The 17,841-nt window shown below is 45.5% G+C and carries 17 protein-coding genes; 11 read left to right on the top strand and 6 right to left on the bottom strand.

The window, feature by feature from the left end:
* Nucleotides 1-19: 19 nt before the first annotated feature.
* The 3 genes from LG368_RS07910 to queC form a co-directional block, all read right to left on the bottom strand.
* Nucleotides 20-808 (bottom strand): UDP-2,3-diacylglucosamine diphosphatase, encoded by a 789-nt coding sequence (locus tag LG368_RS07910; RefSeq protein ID WP_226754195.1) that lies wholly within the window; start codon nucleotides 806-808, stop codon nucleotides 20-22.
* Nucleotides 808-1,311: a peptidylprolyl isomerase gene (locus LG368_RS07915; RefSeq protein WP_226754196.1), complete on the bottom strand. Its 504-nt coding sequence runs from the start codon at nucleotides 1,309-1,311 to the stop codon at nucleotides 808-810. Before LG368_RS07915 ends, LG368_RS07910 begins: the two co-directional genes overlap by 1 nt.
* 132 nt (nucleotides 1,312-1,443) lie before the next feature.
* Nucleotides 1,444-2,103 (bottom strand): 7-cyano-7-deazaguanine synthase QueC, encoded by a 660-nt coding sequence (queC, locus tag LG368_RS07920; protein WP_226754293.1) that lies wholly within the window; start codon nucleotides 2,101-2,103, stop codon nucleotides 1,444-1,446.
* Between the two features lie 238 nt (nucleotides 2,104-2,341).
* Here queC and LG368_RS07925 point away from each other — a divergent pair, with 238 nt between their 5' ends.
* From LG368_RS07925 to cysS, 4 genes are all read left to right on the top strand, one after another.
* Nucleotides 2,342-3,052: an AzlC family ABC transporter permease gene (locus LG368_RS07925; protein WP_226754197.1), complete on the top strand. Its 711-nt coding sequence runs from the start codon at nucleotides 2,342-2,344 to the stop codon at nucleotides 3,050-3,052.
* Nucleotides 3,049-3,378 carry an AzlD domain-containing protein gene (locus LG368_RS07930; RefSeq protein ID WP_226754198.1) on the top strand — a complete coding sequence of 110 codons (330 nt, stop codon included), beginning with the start codon at nucleotides 3,049-3,051 and terminating at the stop codon, nucleotides 3,376-3,378. Before LG368_RS07925 ends, LG368_RS07930 begins: the two co-directional genes overlap by 4 nt.
* A gap of 111 nt (nucleotides 3,379-3,489) precedes the next feature.
* On the top strand, nucleotides 3,490-5,163 hold the full coding sequence (locus LG368_RS07935) for a glutamine--tRNA ligase/YqeY domain fusion protein (RefSeq protein WP_226754199.1): 1,674 nt from the start codon (nucleotides 3,490-3,492) through the stop codon (nucleotides 5,161-5,163).
* A 4-nt stretch (nucleotides 5,164-5,167) separates the two neighbouring features.
* Nucleotides 5,168-6,550 carry a cysteine--tRNA ligase gene (gene cysS, locus LG368_RS07940; protein ID WP_226754200.1) on the top strand — a complete coding sequence of 461 codons (1,383 nt, stop codon included), beginning with the start codon at nucleotides 5,168-5,170 and terminating at the stop codon, nucleotides 6,548-6,550.
* 97 nt (nucleotides 6,551-6,647) lie between these two features.
* Here cysS and LG368_RS07945 read toward each other — a convergent pair whose 3' ends face one another.
* Nucleotides 6,648-7,079 carry a universal stress protein gene (locus tag LG368_RS07945; protein WP_226754294.1) on the bottom strand — a complete coding sequence of 144 codons (432 nt, stop codon included), beginning with the start codon at nucleotides 7,077-7,079 and terminating at the stop codon, nucleotides 6,648-6,650.
* Nucleotides 7,080-7,227: 148 nt separating this feature from the next.
* Here LG368_RS07945 and LG368_RS07950 point away from each other — a divergent pair, with 148 nt between their 5' ends.
* Entirely contained in the window at nucleotides 7,228-7,629 is a 402-nt protein-coding gene (locus tag LG368_RS07950; protein WP_226754201.1) for a hypothetical protein, read from the top strand.
* On the opposite strand, the gene LG368_RS07955 is transcribed toward LG368_RS07950, so the two are convergent.
* Nucleotides 7,626-8,387: a DNA topoisomerase I gene (locus LG368_RS07955; protein ID WP_226754202.1), complete on the bottom strand. Its 762-nt coding sequence runs from the start codon at nucleotides 8,385-8,387 to the stop codon at nucleotides 7,626-7,628. The genes LG368_RS07950 and LG368_RS07955 overlap by 4 nt on opposite strands.
* A gap of 189 nt (nucleotides 8,388-8,576) precedes the next feature.
* Between LG368_RS07955 and topA the strand changes: the two genes are divergently transcribed.
* From topA to LG368_RS07970, 3 genes are read left to right on the top strand one after another with little or no spacing between them, the layout of a single operon-like run.
* The gene (topA, locus tag LG368_RS07960; protein WP_226754203.1) at nucleotides 8,577-11,204 is read left to right on the top strand and encodes a type I DNA topoisomerase; all 2,628 of its coding nucleotides are present in this window, start codon (nucleotides 8,577-8,579) and stop codon (nucleotides 11,202-11,204) included.
* Nucleotides 11,201-11,671, top strand: a complete 471-nt coding sequence (locus LG368_RS07965) for a DUF6586 family protein (RefSeq protein WP_226754204.1) — start codon at nucleotides 11,201-11,203, stop codon at nucleotides 11,669-11,671. The genes topA and LG368_RS07965 overlap by 4 nt, the downstream gene beginning before the upstream one ends.
* Before the next feature lie 2 nt (nucleotides 11,672-11,673).
* Nucleotides 11,674-11,940, top strand: a complete 267-nt coding sequence (locus LG368_RS07970; RefSeq protein ID WP_226754205.1) for a hypothetical protein — start codon at nucleotides 11,674-11,676, stop codon at nucleotides 11,938-11,940.
* 139 nt (nucleotides 11,941-12,079) lie between these two features.
* On the opposite strand, the gene lexA is transcribed toward LG368_RS07970, so the two are convergent.
* The gene (gene lexA, locus LG368_RS07975; protein WP_226754206.1) at nucleotides 12,080-12,703 is read right to left on the bottom strand and encodes a transcriptional repressor LexA; all 624 of its coding nucleotides are present in this window, start codon (nucleotides 12,701-12,703) and stop codon (nucleotides 12,080-12,082) included.
* A gap of 69 nt (nucleotides 12,704-12,772) precedes the next feature.
* Here lexA and dinG point away from each other — a divergent pair, with 69 nt between their 5' ends.
* From dinG to LG368_RS07990, 3 genes are all read left to right on the top strand, one after another.
* The gene (gene dinG / locus LG368_RS07980) at nucleotides 12,773-14,896 is read left to right on the top strand and encodes an ATP-dependent DNA helicase DinG (RefSeq protein WP_226754207.1); all 2,124 of its coding nucleotides are present in this window, start codon (nucleotides 12,773-12,775) and stop codon (nucleotides 14,894-14,896) included.
* A gap of 107 nt (nucleotides 14,897-15,003) precedes the next feature.
* Nucleotides 15,004-16,362, top strand: coding sequence for a DEAD/DEAH box helicase (locus LG368_RS07985; protein ID WP_226754208.1), 1,359 nt, complete (start codon nucleotides 15,004-15,006; stop codon nucleotides 16,360-16,362).
* Between the two features lie 27 nt (nucleotides 16,363-16,389).
* On the top strand, nucleotides 16,390-17,811 hold the full coding sequence (locus tag LG368_RS07990; protein WP_226754209.1) for a protein adenylyltransferase SelO: 1,422 nt from the start codon (nucleotides 16,390-16,392) through the stop codon (nucleotides 17,809-17,811).
* Nucleotides 17,812-17,841 lie beyond the last annotated feature (30 nt).

The following is a 17,841-nucleotide window of genomic DNA, read 5'->3' on the forward strand; positions in this document are numbered from 1 at the left end:
TGAGCTTGGTGTGGGGGCGTTATGCGTTCGGCATCAAAATAGGCGCTTGATGAACCCTTTCTAAACCTGATAAACCTTGCGTTAAGAAGTCGCTCACTGAACATCGACTTTGCGTGAAGGTCATTTCTTCTATGCACGCTAACCAAATACTGTTGTCCCAGTCACCCAATACTATACGCAGATAGCGATCCTCTTTGTGAATAGCGGGTCTGTGAGTGTGTCCGTGAATCAAGGTCGCACATTGGTACTGATCGAGAGATTGTTGAGCGGCAGCGGCTGTGACGTCCATGATGGACAGTGATTTCTCGTTCGACATTGTTTTACTGTCTTCACGCAATTGTGCCGCTAGCGCCAGGCGTTGTTCGATGGGTAGGGCGAGAATGTTTGCTTGCCATTGGGGCGAGCGTACCGTTTGTCTAAATGATTGGTATTCCTTGTCTTCCAAGCAGTATTCATCGCCATGGGTTAACAATACCTTGCCCGTTCCGAGGTGAAGGCAAGTTTGTTCTTTTATCAGGGTCGCTCCTACGCGATTCGCCCAGCATTGACCAATCAAGAAGTCCCGATTACCGTGCATAAAGTACAGGTTTCTACCTGATGTGGAGACAGTGAGCAGTGCTTGTTCAATGGTGGTGTTCCAATCGGATTGGTAGTCATCGCCAATCCACGCTTCGTAGAAATCCCCTAAAATATACAGTTCCGCGTTTTCATCTCGCTCAACAAGCTGTTGGCAAAGCAAAACAAACGCCCGGATAAGATCCGGGCGTTTGTCGCTTAAGTGCAAATCAGAAATAAAATAGCGACGCATTAGTCTTCGCTTTTAACCAATTCAGCGCTTTCAATAATGACATCTTCTGCCGGCACGTCTTGATGGCCTGACTTCGTTGTCGTTTTTACTTCTTTGATCTTATTCACAATGTCCATACCCGCGGTCACTTTACCAAAAACGGCGTAACCCCAGCCATCTGGTGTTTTGCTGCGGTGATTAAGGAAGCTGTTGTCAGCCACGTTGATGAAGAACTGTGCTGATGCAGAGTGTGGGTCCATCGTACGAGCCATGGCCAATGTGCCTGCTTCATTTTTAAGGCCGTTGTCGGCTTCATTTTCAATGGCAGTGCGTGTTTCTTTTTGCGTCATGCCCGGCTCAAAACCACCGCCTTGAACCATAAAGCCATTGATGACACGGTGAAAAATAACACCGTCATAAAAGCCAGAAGTAACGTATTCTTCAAAGTTTTTTGCTGTCTTAGGTGCTTTTTCGTAATCCAGTTCAACGTGAATATCGCCGTGATTAGTATGTAAAATGATCATGTATTGCCCTTATATCACTTATGTTTAAAAGATAGGGTGGAAAGAAATAAAATTTCTAAGTGCATTTTAGGGGTTTGTTGATTAAGACGCTAGCCCAGTCACCACAAACCCTTTTGGAATCAAGTCATTTGCTCAGTTTTCGTAGGCGAGCGGATCTTGCCTTCCTTGTTCAGCAAACGCTTCAAGACGTTCATGGCACGCACCGCATTTCCCGCAGGATTGTTCGCGACCATTGTAGCAAGTCCATGTATCGGCATAATCTAAGCCCATAGCCAGCCCCGCTTTAAGTATGTCGCCCTTTGATGCGTGTAAAAAAGGCGTGACGATATCTACAGGCTGATAGTTGGCGATGTTGGCGACAGCGTTCATGGCATTAACAAATTCAGGCCGACAGTCAGGGTAGATATGATGGTCGCCCGCATGAGCGCCGTAGTAGACTTTTCCGGCTTCAAGTGACACGGCGTAAGCAATGGCCATTGAAAGCAATACCATGTTTCGATTAGGAACCACGGTGGATTTCATATTGTCGCTTTCGTAGTGCCCTTCAGGAATGTCGGTGTCACCGGTGAGAGATGAGTTTGCCATTAAGCTATTAATGGCGGTGATATCAACAATTTTATGAGAAATGCTTAACGCCTGACAGACTGACGCGGCAACTGTTAATTCCTTGCTGTGCTTTTGACCATAATTGAATGAGATCGCATACACGTCCAACCCGCTTCGCAACGCAGTGTGGAGTACCGTAAAAGAGTCCATGCCCCCTGAGTAAACAACAACGGCTTTTTCTGGTATTTCTGGCATGATGTGCGAATTCCTTAAAAGGTTGCTAGTCTATTGATAAATATAACTATAAAAGAAAAATTAAAGTCGGCATCATAGCAGATTCGCTAAGTCATGGCAGAGTTTTTACCCTTTCAAATCGGATTGGTTTTCAAGCAAGACGAATGGGTTTAAAGGTTGTGCTGATTGTCTTAGTGATAAAGCGTAGAAAAAAAAGCACACGAGTTTGACACAATACAACGAGATAATTATGACAAGAATAGAGCATATGCGGCGTGGTGCCTTGGCTTCAGTCCCTATGATTGTGGGAGGGATTCCCTTTGGTTTACTGTTTGGTTCCTTAGCATCGAGTAATGGCTTAAGTCCTTGGTTTGCGATTGCTATGTCTGCCATTGTGTTTGCTGGGTCAGCGCAGTTTGTTGCTTTAGGGCTAATCGCGCTTCATGCGCCGATATGGGTGATTGTTTCAACCACTTTTATTGTTAATCTACGACACCTTTTGTACGCCGCAGACATGGTGAAGTTTGTGAAACATTTGCCTATGCCGGTGCGTCTGATTATGGGGTTTGGCCTGGTGGACGAGACTTATGCTGCGTTGCGACCTATGTATGGCACCGGCGCAGTAAACGATAAAACGGGTCATCAGGTGTATTTTGGTTCTTTTTTAGCCTTCTATGTTATGTGGAACGTGACGACGGTTTTAGGGGTGTTGTCTGGCGAGCTCATTCCAGGCATGAGCGAGTGGGGGCTGGAATTCGCTATGGTGGCGACCTTTATTGGCATCATTACGCCCTATTTAAAATCGAAGCCTTTTTGGTTGTGTATGATCAGTGCGGGCGTCTCTTCATTGGTGCTGGTGGATTTACCTAATAACTTAGGACTATTGGCGTCGGCTGTGGTGGGGGTGCTGGTAGGCTTTCTGGCAGACCAAGGAAAAGATGCGTCAGGCGGTGTTGCATGAGTGTCAGTGAGTCTATTTTTATCATTATAGGTATGTTTATTGTTACCTTTGGTGTTCGCTTCGTGTTGTTTGCCCGCGCGCACAAGGTAGTAATGCCACCCTTTATTGAAAAGGCGTTAAAGTTTGTGCCGGTGGCCGTGTTGACAGCGATCATTACGCCTATGATTTTCCTACAAGATCAAGCGCTTTATTTGTCGCTTTTTAATCCTTGGTTATTGGGTGCCTTGGCTTCTTTTTTGGTAGGCATTTGGCGTCAGCAACAACTATTAACTATTCTGGTTGGTGTGGTGGTTTTCTTTATCGCTAAATTCTTTTTTTCTGCATAAAAAAGCACAAAAGACTTTCTGGCCAATATCCTATAGAAACCTAAATGCTATATACTTATTCATTAACGTAACAATATTGTTAGATCACACTTATCGGGACTTACATCAATCATGTCAGAAACGTCAAAAACAGGTAACTTCATTACCCAAATCATTGATAAAGATAACGAATCAGGTAAACACGGCGGCAAGGTATTGACGCGTTTTCCACCTGAGCCAAATGGCTATTTGCACATCGGTCATGCTAAGTCTATTTGTTTGAATTTTGGCTTAGGGTTGCGTTACAACGGTCAATGTAACCTTCGTTTTGACGACACCAACCCTGAAAAAGAAAGTGTCGAATACATAGAGTCCATTAAGCGTGATGTGGAATGGTTAGGCTTTGAGTGGAAAGGCGAGCCTAAGTTTGCTTCGAACTACTTTGATCAATTGTTTGATTTCGCCGTGCAGCTTGTGCAGGCCGGTAAGGCTTATGTGTGCGAGTTAAATGCTGAAGAAATGCGAGCCTACCGCGGCACGCTAAAAGAGCCAGGCAAAAATAGCCCCTATCGTGATCGTACGGTAGAAGAAAATATGGCCATTTTTATGGATATGAAAAATGGCAAATACAAAGACGGTGAAGTGGTTTTACGCGCAAAAATTGATATGGCAAGCCCTAATATCAACATGCGTGATCCGATTATTTACCGGGTGCGCCATGTTCATCACCACCAAACAGGGGACAAGTGGTGTGTTTACCCAATGTACGACTTTACCCACTGTTTGTCGGATGCCATTGAAGAAGTCACCCACTCAGTGTGTACGCTGGAATTTCAAGACCATCGCCCTTTGTACGATTGGGTATTGGATACGCTGGGTACCTTTCATCCGCAACAAATTGAGTTTGCGCGTTTGAATTTAAATTACACTGTCACCAGTAAGCGTAAGCTAAAGCAATTAGTCGACGAAAAACACGTACAGGGCTGGGACGATCCGCGTATGCCGACTATTTCTGGTCTACGTCGTCGTGGTTACACCGCTTTATCGATTCGTAATTTCTGTGATCGTATTGGTGTGACCAAATCGGACAGTGTGGTTGACGTTGGTATGTTAGAGCACGCGATTCGAGAAGACTTGGATGCCAATGCAAACCGCGCCATGGTGGTATTAAACCCTATAAAGGTTACCTTGACGAATTACCCAGAAGACAAAGAAGAAATCTTTCAAGTAGGCAACCATCCGAAAAATGAAGACGCTGGTAAGCGCGAAGTGCCTTTCAGCAAGGAGCTGTTTATAGATGCAGCAGATTTTGCAGAAGTGCCGCCGCGTAAGTGGAAGCGTTTGACACTTGAGGGTGCGGTTCGCTTGCGTGGTGGTTATGTAATCACCTGTGACGAGGCGATTAAAAACGACGCGGGTGACGTGGTTGAGTTACTGTGTCGCTATGATGAAAATACCTTGGGCGTAAACCCAGAAGGTTATAAGCCAAAAGGCGTGATTCACTGGGTAAGCGCTAAGCATGCGGTGAGTGCAACGGTTAATTTGTATGATCGACTGTTTGTTAACGAGGCGCCAGACGCCAACTATGAAGATAAAAGCTTCTTAGACTTTATCAATACAGACTCCTTAACCGTGTTAACGAGTGCAAAAGCAGAGCCTTCGTTGTTGGCTTCTGAAAAAGGCCAAGGGTTCCAGTTCGAGCGAGAAGGTTACTTCTGTCGTGACCTGAAGGAAGAGGGTATTGTGTTTAATCGTACGGTAACACTACGTGATTCGTGGGCAAAAATTGAAGCAAAAGGAAAATAACGACATGTTAAAGATTTACAACACGCAGAGTGGCAAGAAAGAGATTTTCACACCAATCGAGGAAGGTAAGGTTGGCATGTATGTGTGTGGTAATACTGTCTACGACTTTTGTCATATTGGTCACGCACGTGCCATGATCTCGTTTGATATTATTTCCCGCTTTATTCGTCATCTTGGTTACGATTTGAACTACATTCGTAACATTACTGACGTTGACGATAAAATTATAAAACGCGCTGAAGAAAACAACGAATCTACTCAATCCTTGACTGAGCGTATGATTGCTGCTCAGCGAGAAGATGAGCTGCGTTTGGGGAATAAGCTGCCAGATCGTGAGCCAAAAGCGACTGAGTTCATGCAAGAAATCATTGATATGATTCAAATTCTTATTGATAAAGGGTTTGCTTATCAAGGAACAACGGGCGATGTTTACTATCGAACGAGCAAATTTGAAAGTTACGGTAAGTTGAACAACCGTAAGCTAGATGAAATGCTAGCCGGTGCGCGGATTGACGTTGAGGCGGCAAAAGAGCATCCAGCCGATTTTGTGTTGTGGAAACAGACAAAAGTGGGGGAAGTGTCTTGGCCATCTCCTTGGGGAGAGGGACGTCCTGGTTGGCACATTGAGTGTTCTGCGATGTCGACGAATTGTCTCGGTAGTCATTTTGATATTCATGGTGGTGGTCCAGATCTTAAGTTCCCACATCATGAAAACGAGATTGCACAATCAGAAGCCGCAACGGGTAAAGATTATGTTAATTATTGGATGCATTGTGGTGCGGTTCGAGTAAACAACGAGAAGATGTCTAAGTCATTGGGTAACTTTTTTACCGTTCGAGATGTGCTGGCGAAGTTTAATCCTGAAGTAGTGCGCTATCTTATGGTGTCTAGTCAATATCGCAGTGCGATTGATTATTCAGATCAAAGTCTGAACGAGGCGAAAGTGGCATTAGAGCGTTTGTACACAGCATTGCGTGATCAGCCTATGGCGGCAGAGTATACGCCGAGCGAATACACTCAACGTTTTGAAGAAGCGATGAAGGACGACTTTAATACCGCGGTGGCTATTTCTGTGCTGTTTGAATTGGTTCGAGATCTCAATAAAGCCAAAACAGAAGCGCCAGAAAAAGCCATGACGTTAGCCACAGAGCTTAAAACATTGGCAGAATTGCTAGGGCTGTTGTACCAAGACCCTGAGTATTTCATGCAAAATGGGACGGTATCTGAAGGCTTGAGTGATGACGATATCCAGCGTTTTATTGAGGAAAGGGCGCAAGCGCGAAAGGATAAAAACTTTGCCCGTGGTGATGAAATTCGTGATGAACTGGCTGCTCAAGGTATCGAGCTTCTGGACAGTCGTGAAGGAACCACTTGGACAAGAAGTTAATGAAATAGCGGCGTGTGAAAAAGGCGATGGTAACATCGCCTTTTTGTTGTCTGTCTTTTGTCGTTATGTTTATGAAGGTCTTTTATCGGAAAGACTTTTATTCTTTCGTTACCTTAACGGCCAATACATCACAAGGTGCACCGTGAAGTACGCCATTTGCTGTAGATCCTAGGAGCAGGGCTAAGCCGTGTCGACCATGACTGCCGACAACAATGAGGTCTGCTTCTTTTTCAGAGGCGATGCGATGAATTTCACTTTCAATGCCGCCTTGAGAAACACAGGTTTCTTGAACAGGAAAATCAAGCTGTTCCTCTAGCGCAGTGATACGCTCTTTGGCGGTTTCTTGTAGCTGTGCTTGAATGTCTGTGATATCGATGGGAACATCGCCACCGTATGCGTAGTTAAGCGATTCAATGACATGAAGAATGGTCAGTTCTGCACCGGTTGCTTTGCAAAGAGAGACCGCTTTATTTGCGACATCAATGCTTTCATCAGTTAGGTCGATAGCGAGTAGAATTTTATTGTACATCACGGAATGCCTCCAAAGTGGCCTTAAATTTATTAGATTATAACCAGAGAAAAAATTTTATATGACTACTCTTATTGTCATTTTTATATCGTTGTCGTTAATGGGATCAGCGTTATGGATTTTGCCCCCGAAAAAAGAACGTGAGCGCATGTCACTTCGCATGCAAGCTCGAAAACTAGGACTCAACGTTCAGCTTACATCAATTGACTTGCCTGACAAGTGGGATAAGTCAAAGAACCGGCAAAAAACGGTTGCTTATGCGTTATATCGCTTAAAGCCTCTTAAAACCTTTACCGACGTGGTTTGGTTGTTGCCCTACGAGGTGTGGAAATATCATCTTGTTACAACAGGTTGGTGGTCTAACGAGACACTGAATTTGTCAGCAGAAGATCAACAAATTTTAGAAGAGTACGGTGACTGCCTCACCGCCATACAGATTACCTCTGATTCGGTGACTTTTTATTGGTCAGAACGAGGCAATGAAGAAGGGTTAGCGGCTTTTTCTCGCTTAGTCTTATCTTTGGCGGAAGTGCGGCTGTCTCGTCTTTAGTTGACGTCATTGGGGCTTGGCTTATCAAGGTTCTGTAATAGCGCACTTAAGACTTCTTCAGGGGTTTCGCTGTCTTTCACCGCGTCAATTTTAGGGGTGAGTATCTGTTTCATTCTGTCTGTGACGAAGTCGAGCAATATTTTCTTTTCAGGGCGTTCAATAGCGTCCGCTTTGACGTGGGACAGGATGACGCCGTAAAGCGTCTGTGCGACCCGCATATCGCCATTGTTGAAGTTTTTATTGGCCTGGACAATTTGGCGATTAAGCTGCGTCCAGAGGTTAAGCCAGCGTAAATATTCGTAGCACGCCTGATAATGGGTGTTACTAATGCGTCCCTTGCGGCGAAGGTACAGCAACATCTTTGCGAGTTTTGTTAAGCGCTCTTTGTAATTGGTCTTCTCCTGGAAGCTTAATAGCTCAGGCTCTGGATTAAATGTTAAAGGTTCGTGATTACGATTATCCTCGGCCGCCGCGATACGAATTTCTATTTTTTCGGGGTCATCGGAGTATTGTAGTAATTCTCTTAATGTGTCGAGGTAAAAATCATAAAGAACATCGGTCGCAATCGTGTCCGTATTGATGTCTCTGAGCCCACGAATATGTTGCTCTACTCGATCAGCGCGGTTGGAAAACTGGAGTTGTTTAACGCGTCTCTCTGTGGCTTCTTTTTCTTTTTGGTGAGCACGAGAGCCCACCACAACAGATAAAAGAACAATGATTACTAAAATTGCAATGGTGAGAATTTGGAGCGTAGCCATGATTGTCCTTCAGCAGCGAATCCAGTATGTTAAATAAGAAATATGAACATCGGCAAGATTTAATGTGTGAAACAATACAGGGATCGCTTGTTATATAAAAGGTGTTTGCTTAATATCAGCGCCCCTAGAGATGAAACTTCGTGCAACGTGGATTTGCAGACCTACTTTATAAAAGGCTTACACAGTTCAATGGGAAAATCACTGGTTATCGTGGAATCGCCCGCAAAGGCGAAAACCATCAACAAATATCTCGGCAACGATTTTATTGTAAAATCAAGCGTCGGGCACATTCGCGATTTGCCAACGGGTAAAACAGCGACGTCAACGCCAAAAGAGCGCGCGAAACAAGCCGCCTTGACGCGAAAAATGAGCCCTGAAGAAAAGCTAGAATACAAGACAAAGAAAGCGCGCAAGCAGCTTATTGCCAGAATGGGTGTCGATCCAGAGCATGATTGGAAAGCCCATTATGAAGTGCTACCTGGCAAGGAAAAGGTTGTTGATGAATTAAAACGCTTAGCAAAAAATGCTGACACCATCTATCTCGCAACCGATTTGGATAGAGAGGGTGAGGCGATTGCTTGGCACTTGCGTGAAGCCATCGGCGGTGATGATACGCGATATAAGCGCGTTGTTTTTAACGAAATCACCAAGAAAGCGATTAAGGCTGCATTTGAAACGCCTTCAGAACTGGATATGGATCGCGTTAACGCACAGCAAGCGCGTCGCTTCCTAGACCGTGTGGTCGGCTTTATGGTATCGCCTTTATTGTGGGCAAAAGTCGCACGTGGATTATCTGCAGGCCGTGTTCAGTCTGTTGCGGTGCGTTTGATCGTTGAGCGTGAAAAAGAGATACGCGCCTTTGTGCCCGATGAATTTTGGGAATTGGACGCTTTGCTATCAACACCGTCTCAAGACGTGATCAAGTTTGCGGCGGCTAAGTATCAAGGCAAAGAATACCGTCCCGTTAACCAAACCCAATCGGATGAACATCTCGCGCGATTGTCTGATGCCCAGTATTTGGTGAGCAGTCGCGAAGACAAGCCGACGAAGAGTAAACCTTCTGCGCCTTTCATTACATCGACGCTTCAGCAGGCGGCCAGTACTCGACTTGGGTATGGCGTGAAAAAAACCATGATGCTGGCGCAACGTTTGTATGAAGGGGGTTACATTACCTACATGCGTACCGACTCGACGAATCTAAGTGCAGAAGCTGTTGAAGCGTTGCGTGGTTACATTCTGTCTAATTTTGGTGAGAAATACTTGCCAGAAGAGGCTATTCGGTACAGTAGTAAAGAAGGGGCGCAAGAGGCTCACGAGGCGATTCGTCCCTCCGATGTGACAGTACGTGTTGATGATTTATTGGGGATGGAAAAAGACGCGCATCGCCTGTATGACTTGATCCGCAGTCAATTTATGGCGTGTCAAATGACACCGGCTGAGTACACGTCAACAACTATAACGGTTGAGACGGGTGACTACGAGTTTAAAGCGAAAGGACGTATTCTGCGCTTTGACGGTTACACTCGTGCCATGCAGACAGTGGTGAAAAAAGGTGAAGATAATATTTTGCCTGATGTTGAAAAAGGCGAATATTTAACGCTTAAAGAATTAATACCAGAGCAGCATTTTACCAAGCCGATTGCACGATTCAGTGAAGCCAGCTTGGTCAAAGAGCTTGAAAAACGTGGCATTGGTCGTCCTTCCACCTACGCGTCTATTATTTCTACCATCCAAGATCGTGGATACGTTCGAGTTGAAAATCGTCGTTTCTATGCAGAGAAAATGGGCGACATAGTGACTGAGCGCCTGGTAGACAGTTTTACGTCTCTAATGGACTTCAGCTTTACTGCGCAAATGGAAGAACAACTCGATCATATTGCTGAAGGCGATAAAGATTGGATTCAAACTCTGAATGCGTTTTACAAAGACTTTAGTTCTGTGCTGGCCAAAGCAGAGTCTCCTGAAGATGGCATGATGCTCAACGAACCCACTCCGACAGACATTGAGTGCCCGAAGTGTTCTCGTCCAATGCAAATTCGTACGGCCAGTACTGGCGTATTTCTTTCTTGTTCCGGTTATGCGTTACCGCCCAAAGAGCGTTGTAAGGCGACTATCAATCTTATTCGTGGTGACGAAGCGGTTGCTGTTGATGATGAGGAAGGGGAGTCTAAGGCTCTTATTAATAAACAACGCTGTAAGATTTGTGGCTCTGCCATGGACAGCTACTTAATGGATGAACACCGTAAACTGCATGTTTGTGGCAATAATCCAGCTTGTTCGGGCTATGAGGTTGAGCACGGCACATTCAAAATAAAAGGGTATGATGGGCCGTTGTTAGAGTGTGATAAATGCGGCTCAGACATGCAGCTGAAAACCGGTCGCTTCGGTAAATACTTTGGTTGCACAAATGAAGAGTGCAAAAATACGCGTAAGTTGCTGAAAAATGGTGAAGCTGCGCCACCAAAAATGGACCCTGTGTCGATGCCGGATCTGGCTTGTCAGAAAGTGGAAGATCACTATGTTTTGCGTGATGGTGCAACGGGCTTGTTCCTTGCCGCGAGTCAATTCCCTCGCAAGCGTGAGACACGTGCTCCTCTGGTTGCTGAGTTGTTGCCTTATATGGATCAGATTGATCCTAAGTATCACTTTTTCCGTAATGCGCCTGTTGCTGACTCTGAAGGTCGCCCCACGGTGATCCGTTACAGCCGTAAGACAAAAGAACAGTACATTATGACGGAAGAGGAAGGTAAGCCAACCGGTTGGAAGGCCTTTTACGTTGGCTCCAAGTGGGTGATTGAGGAAGGCAAGAAAAAATGAGTGGTGCAAGTTTAGCAAGTTTAACGAACCAAAAGCTTGATACGGCAAGGCGTTTGATTCAACAAGGTAAGCTTAGCGAAGAGGCTTGGTTGAATGTGGGTTTGGAAAGCTCGGCCATCTTTCAACTGAAAAGCGCGTTGAATGGCCTGCTTAAAGAAGTCTCTGCCGCTTATTCTCTGTCAGGCTCTTTGGATGTAAACCAGTTGTTGGCCGATGCAGATAAGAAGCAGCTGGTGGTCCCTGTGCTGAACGAATTAGCAGACTTGTTTCGCCGTACGGACTCATGGTGTTCATCGTTAAATCAAGCCTATTTGGTGCAATTTGAATGTCGACTGTCTGCGTCTTCGGTTGTGCAGAGTGACAATCTTATCGGGCGTGGTGGCGATGCGGGTGCCTCGGTTAGCTTGTATTTAGCGAAGCTTGTAGAATTGATATTGCGTTTTAGAGAAGAGTCGTCAGAGTATTAAATATGAAAGAATCCTACCTAGAAATTGTTGAGTTGGACAACGGTGATATTGTGTTGCGTCCAGCCAGTGAAGATGGAGAGGACGCAGCGCCCTTAGCAGTGCTTACGATTTCAGATGATACGCGTTCCTATTTGAAAGATCGGTATTTTGAATTAGCGAAGCATATGTTTCATGCCGGAATTGATTTTGTCTATTCCGATGAAGCTTTCTTCGATGAAGAAGCAGATTATGCCGATGATGATGAGTTTCGCCCTAAAATTTTGCATTGAGGGTCAGCAATAAGCGAAGCCTTCGGTATTGCTCTGATTGCACAAAAGCAGGTGTACTAACCAATAAAAAGCCATTTAAAAACGAGATGCGACGATTTCGTTTAGAAATGGCTTTTTATTTGTGTATTTTTCAAGGTGTTTACAGTTCTTGGCGAATGACGCCGACAGACAAACCTTCAATAGCGAAATCTTCGTGTTCCAAATCCACAATGATGTCGCTAAATGTGTCGTTCTCTGGGCTTAAAGTAACGATTCTGCCTTTTTGTTCAAAGCGCTTTACGGTCACTTCGTCGCCAATACGCGCGACCACAATTTGGCCGTTTCTCACGTTAGTGGTTTTGTGAACTGCAAGCAGGTCGCCTTCCATGATGCCCACGTCTTTCATGCTGGTGCCTGACACAGATAAAAAGTAGTCCGCTTTAGGAGAGAACATGCTGGCCGGTATACTGACATGGGAGGCGATGTTTTCTTGAGCCAAAATAGGGTAACCGGCTGCGACCTTGCCAATAACTGGCAGTCCAAGGTCTTCTTTAGGTTCGTTTTGGTTTAATGGGTCAACCAAACGAATACCGCGAGACGCTCCAGACAACATTTCAATCGCCCCTTTTTTGCATAGGGCTTTTAAATGTTCTTCAGCGGCATTGGGTGACCTAAAGCCCAAGCGCAGGGCGATTTCCGCTCTGGTGGGTGGAAATCCTGTTTCCGAAATAAATTCGCGAATGGTTTCTAATACGTCAGATTGTCTTTTGGTTAATTTAATCATAGGTCATCTGGTTGTTTATACAGTAACTGTTATTATATACAGCATTATCAACGATACTCAATATTATAAATGCTTTCAGACGAACTAAAAAATCAAATTCAGCTCGCATATCGATCGTCATTAGATGCGAAATCTCATAAACCAAGATCTGGCCAGCGTCAGATGATCGGTGCGATTGCGCGAACGCTTGGCAACATCAAACAAGATTCTGAAGGCAATCGGCTCGATGAAAAGCATGTGGCCGTTATTGAAGCTGGAACAGGGACAGGGAAAACCCTTTCATACTGTTTGGCCGCCATTCCCATCGCCAAAGATCGCGGTCTCACCTTGGTCATTTCAACAGCCACTGTGGCGCTTCAAGAGCAAATACTTCATAAAGAACTTCCCGACCTGTTGGAACACACCGACCTAAGCTTTAAATACACCTTGGCAAAGGGGCGTGGTCGTTATTTGTGTCTGAATAATCTAGAAGGTTTTTTAAGCACAGAAGAGCAGGCCATGGAAGACATGTTCGCAGGCTTGTTTGAGCAGCATCTGTCGGCCGATGATGTGAACACTGTGCTGTATCAAGAAATGGACGCTGCTCTTCAAAAAGGCGACTGGGACGGTGATAAAGACAATTGGTCTGGTATTGTCCGCGAGCAAGATTGGCGCCGACTCACAACCGATCATCAGCAGTGTACCAACCGAAATTGCGCGAACTACTCTGCGTGTCCTTTTTTTAAGGCGCGCGCCGAAATTGAAGTGGCAGATGTGATTGTGGCGAACCATGACTTGGTGTTGGCAGATTTGTCTTTGGGTGGTGGTGCTATCCTTACGCCGCCAAAAGAAACCATTTACGTGTTTGATGAGGGGCATCACCTTCCTGATAAAGCCATTAGTCACTTTAGGCACGAGGTGCGTTTACAACAAAGCATTACCTGGTTGCGGCAGCTAGAAAAAAATCTGGTGAATTTGAAGCAAGAGTTAACAGATGATGTCAGTTTAATCGGTCAGTTGTTGTTAAAAATTCCCCAGCAGATCCAGACAATCGTGAATTTTATTCAGTATGTGCAACAGGGTTTGGCACCGTACATTCAGGGCCTGGGTTTGGATAAAGAAAACACTCAGCACCGTTTTGAGTTTGGCCTCATTCCTGATGAGTTAAGGCAGTTATCCTATAGTTTGCATACGACGTATCAGAAGCTTTTTAACAGTATTGAAAGCATTCAAGATGAATGTAAGAAAACTAAGCAAAATGAAGGCATGGGTGTGACGACGGAAACGGCGGAAACTTGGCAACCTATTTTAGGGGTGATTTTAGGTCGGTTAGAGCAAAGTGTTGGGCTATGGCAATTGTATGCGGCGGTAGACGATCAGAATTATCCGCCTAATGCCCGTTGGTTGGTTTTATCGGGGCAGGGCATGGAGCAAGACATTGAGCTGGGTGGCTCGCCTATATTGGCCGCGAATACCTTGAGGCAGCAGTTATGGGACAAGTGTTTTGGTGCTGTGGTGACATCGGCGACGCTCACGGCGCTTAATCAATTTCATCGTTTTAATATGCGTTCGGGTGTGCCAAAAGACAGCGAATACCTTCGAGTATTGAGCCCATTTGACTTTCAGGGCAAGGGGGTGCTGGTGATCCCCGATATGGAGAACGAGCCCAATCGAGTAGAGCAGCATACGGCTGAGATTGTGTCTTATCTCAACCAACATGTGAACGTTGAACAGGGCAGTCTCGTGTTGTTCTCTTCTCGTCGACAAATGGAAGAGGTAGGCCAGTCTTTGAAGGCGAGCCTTAAAGAGATTCTTCTTATGCAGGGCGAGCAATCTAAGCGTGTGATTTTGGATTCACATCGCGCCAAAATTGACGACAAAAAAGGCAGCTTGCTGTTTGGTTTAGCCAGCTTCGCAGAGGGTGTGGATCTGCCGGGAGATTACTTAACGGCGGTTTATATCGCCAAAATTCCTTTTGCTGTTCCGGATGATCCTGTTGAAGCGACGTTGGCAGAATGGATTCAAAAGCGTGGTGGTAACCCTTTTATGGAAATTACGATTCCTGACGCGTCTCTGCGCTTGGTGCAGGCGACTGGGCGACTGTTACGCAGCGAGAAAGACGCGGGTGAAATTCATATTCTAGATAAACGTTTACGAACTAAGCGTTATGGCCCTCAGTTGATTAACAGCCTACCACCTTATCGTCAGCATTAAGAGAAAGAACAAAGCGTAAGCAAGGGGTGATAAAGCCTCATCAATTAGGTACACTCCTTGCACAAATTATTATCCTCACAACACAATAGAAGCGTATAGATTCCAATATGGAAAAACAAACTCAAGAAGCCACAACAAACACACCATCAAAACCAAAACGTCCCCGTCGAACCAATAAGCGCCCTAAAAATACTGCTCAGTCCTCCCGCCCTGCTAATGCTGATGTCGCAGGCAATCAAGAAACAAAGGGAGCCAATACGACAAAGGGGAAAGTTTGGTCTATTGACGATTTTCCGGTTGCTGAAGTTGAAGGTAAATTGCGTTTTCACGATTTGAATCTTCCAGATCGCGTGATTAAATCCATTGCTGAGATGGGGTTTGAGTACTGCAGTGAAATTCAGGCGGAAACGTTGCCCATGACATTGTTGGGTTACGATATTATTGGTCAGGCTCAAACGGGGACGGGTAAAACCGCCGCTTTTTTGATTGCTATGATCAGCGACTTTCTTGACTATCCGCTGGAAGAAAAGCGCCCCAATAATTTTGCACGTGGTTTGATTATTGCCCCGACGCGTGAGCTGGCGATTCAGATCGCCGATGAAGCAGAAAAGCTCACCAGTAACTGTCACCTAAATGTGGTGACGTTAGTGGGTGGATTGAGCTATGAAAAACAAAAAATAGCCCTAGAAACGGAAAACGTTGACATATTGGTCGCTACCCCCGGACGCTTGTTAGATTTTGCTCGTAGCCGCAAAGTTCAGCTTGGTAAGGTTGAGTGTCTGGTATTGGACGAAGCCGATCGTATGTTGTCAATGGGCTTTATTCCTGATGTTAAAAGTATCATTCGCATGACGCCACACAAAGAAACGCGTCAAACCATGTTGTTTAGTGCGACCTTCCCAAAAGATATCCAAGCGTTAGCGCAGCAGTGGACGTATTTTCCTAAAGAAGTGTCTGTTGTGCCTAAAGAAGCAACAAACCAAAACATTGAACAGGTGATTTACACCGTTGAAGCCGATCAAAAGTGGCCGGTGTTGAAGCAGCTTATTCAGGAGAACGGTGGCCAGCGCACAATCATTTTTGCGAACCGCCGAGATGAAACTCGTGATTTGTACGAGCGTCTAAGAAAGGCCAACATTAACTGTGCCATTCTTTCTGGTGAAGTAGCACAGGATAAGCGCGTAAAAACGCTGAAAAATTTCAAAGACGGTGTTATTCAGGTATTGGTCGCGACCGACGTTGCTGGGCGTGGTATTCATGTTGATAATGTGCAACTTGTGGTCAATTATGCCTTACCAGAAGACCCTGAAGACTATGTGCACCGTATCGGTCGAACGGGTCGTGGTGGAGAAACAGGCAAGTCGGTAAGTTTTGCCAGTGAAGACGATGCCTTTATGATCCCTGAAATTGAAAAAGTGGTGGGCGAATCCATTCGTTGCGAGTACATGGTCGATACAAACCGATAGTCATCGCTGACGGCTAAGTGAGATAAAATGAATTTACAGCATCATTTTGCACAGTTAGGCGACGCTTTCTCTTCGTCAACTTCGATCCAGCCTTTGGCGGACCAGCGTTTGGTGGAGTGCAATCCATCGTTGGCGACATTTCTTGGCATTGATATGAAATCCCAAGAAACTAAGCAATTGTTCAGTGGTGAGCAAGCGATTGCTCACAGTTTGAGCATGGTATACGCTGGGCACCAATTTGGTGGCTTTTCTCCTCGTCTTGGTGATGGCCGTGGTGTGTTGTTGGGGGAGGTAACGGGGCAAGACGGTCGACTTTATGACTTGCATATGAAAGGTGCTGGCCCAACGCCCTATTCACGGAGAGCAGATGGCCGTGCGGTGTTACGCTCTTGTATTCGCGAATACCTGGCAAGTGAGGCAATGGCAGCGCTTTCTGTGCCAACCTCCCGCGCATTGGCGCTGTACGACAGTCGCAGTGCGGTATACCGAGAAACGCCGGAAATCGGTGCGATGTTACTCCGTACCGCCAATGGTCATATCCGCTTTGGTCATTTTGAATATTTCTTTTATCAGGGTAAGCAAACCGAGTTAAATCAGCTGGTTGACTACTGTTTGGAACACTATTATCCAGAGTGTCTTGAAACGGACTCGCCGCTGGAAAATATGTTGATTGAAGTGGTGAAACGCACGGCCAGGATGATTGCTAAGTGGCAGGCGGTGGGGTTTCAGCACGGCGTCATGAACACCGATAATTTTTCCTTTACAGGCGAAACCATTGACTACGGGCCGTACGGTTTTATGGAAGACCACCAGCCAGACTGGGTTTGTAATCATTCTGATTATGAGGGGCGCTACGCTTTTTCAAGACAGCCAGGCGTAGGCCTCTGGAATTTGAATTGTTTGGTGCATTGCTTTTCGAAACACCTTGATAAAGCACAACTTGTCGCGATTTTGCAGCATTATGAACCTGAGTTACAGACCCATTATGATCAACTTATGCTGCAAAAAATGGGGCTGGGTTCCGTAGCGCATCTACATGAGCTTTTGCCGGCATTGTTGGCAGTATTAACGGCTGAAAAAGCAGATTACTCGCGCTTTTTTCGGTCATTAAGTCATTTTGACGGTGTGGATCAAACGCCCTTATTAGACGAAGTTATTGATCGTCAAAGGCTGTCTGCATGGCTAATGGACTATCAAGTGGCTAGAGAGCAAGAAGGTGGCGTTTGGCAAGAAGTGAGTGAGCGTATGTTGGCGGTGAATCCGAAATACATATTGCGAAATTACTTAGCGCATAGCGTTATTGCATCGGCTGAACAGGGCGACTATTTGCTTATGCGACGCCTTTTGCGTGTGTTGTCTCAGCCCTTTGATGAGCATGAAGAATCATCCGCTTTGTCGCAAAGAGCGCCAGAGTGGGGCCGCTCATTAGAAGTCAGTTGTTCGTCTTGATTGGGAAGACAAGACTTAATAAATAAGAGA

The sequence above is a fragment of the Marinomonas algarum genome (genome assembly GCF_020532605.1).
Lineage (GTDB): Bacteria > Pseudomonadota > Gammaproteobacteria > Pseudomonadales > Marinomonadaceae > Marinomonas > Marinomonas algarum.

Coding starts and splice junctions, on each gene's coding strand:
- LG368_RS07910 (WP_226754195.1), bottom strand. CDS start 808: ATGCGTCGCTATTTTATTTCTGATTTGCACTTAAGCGACAAACGCCCG.
- LG368_RS07915 (WP_226754196.1), bottom strand. CDS start 1,311: ATGATCATTTTACATACTAATCACGGCGATATTCACGTTGAACTGGAT.
- LG368_RS07925 (WP_226754197.1), top strand. CDS start 2,342: ATGACAAGAATAGAGCATATGCGGCGTGGTGCCTTGGCTTCAGTCCCT.
- LG368_RS07930 (WP_226754198.1), top strand. CDS start 3,049: ATGAGTGTCAGTGAGTCTATTTTTATCATTATAGGTATGTTTATTGTT.
- LG368_RS07935 (WP_226754199.1), top strand. CDS start 3,490: ATGTCAGAAACGTCAAAAACAGGTAACTTCATTACCCAAATCATTGAT.
- cysS (WP_226754200.1), top strand. CDS start 5,168: ATGTTAAAGATTTACAACACGCAGAGTGGCAAGAAAGAGATTTTCACA.
- LG368_RS07945 (WP_226754294.1), bottom strand. CDS start 7,079: ATGTACAATAAAATTCTACTCGCTATCGACCTAACTGATGAAAGCATT.
- LG368_RS07950 (WP_226754201.1), top strand. CDS start 7,228: ATGTCACTTCGCATGCAAGCTCGAAAACTAGGACTCAACGTTCAGCTT.
- LG368_RS07955 (WP_226754202.1), bottom strand. CDS start 8,387: ATGGCTACGCTCCAAATTCTCACCATTGCAATTTTAGTAATCATTGTT.
- topA (WP_226754203.1), top strand. CDS start 8,577: ATGGGAAAATCACTGGTTATCGTGGAATCGCCCGCAAAGGCGAAAACC.
- LG368_RS07965 (WP_226754204.1), top strand. CDS start 11,201: ATGAGTGGTGCAAGTTTAGCAAGTTTAACGAACCAAAAGCTTGATACG.
- LG368_RS07970 (WP_226754205.1), top strand. CDS start 11,674: ATGAAAGAATCCTACCTAGAAATTGTTGAGTTGGACAACGGTGATATT.
- lexA (WP_226754206.1), bottom strand. CDS start 12,703: ATGATTAAATTAACCAAAAGACAATCTGACGTATTAGAAACCATTCGC.
- dinG (WP_226754207.1), top strand. CDS start 12,773: ATGCTTTCAGACGAACTAAAAAATCAAATTCAGCTCGCATATCGATCG.
- LG368_RS07985 (WP_226754208.1), top strand. CDS start 15,004: ATGGAAAAACAAACTCAAGAAGCCACAACAAACACACCATCAAAACCA.
- LG368_RS07990 (WP_226754209.1), top strand. CDS start 16,390: ATGAATTTACAGCATCATTTTGCACAGTTAGGCGACGCTTTCTCTTCG.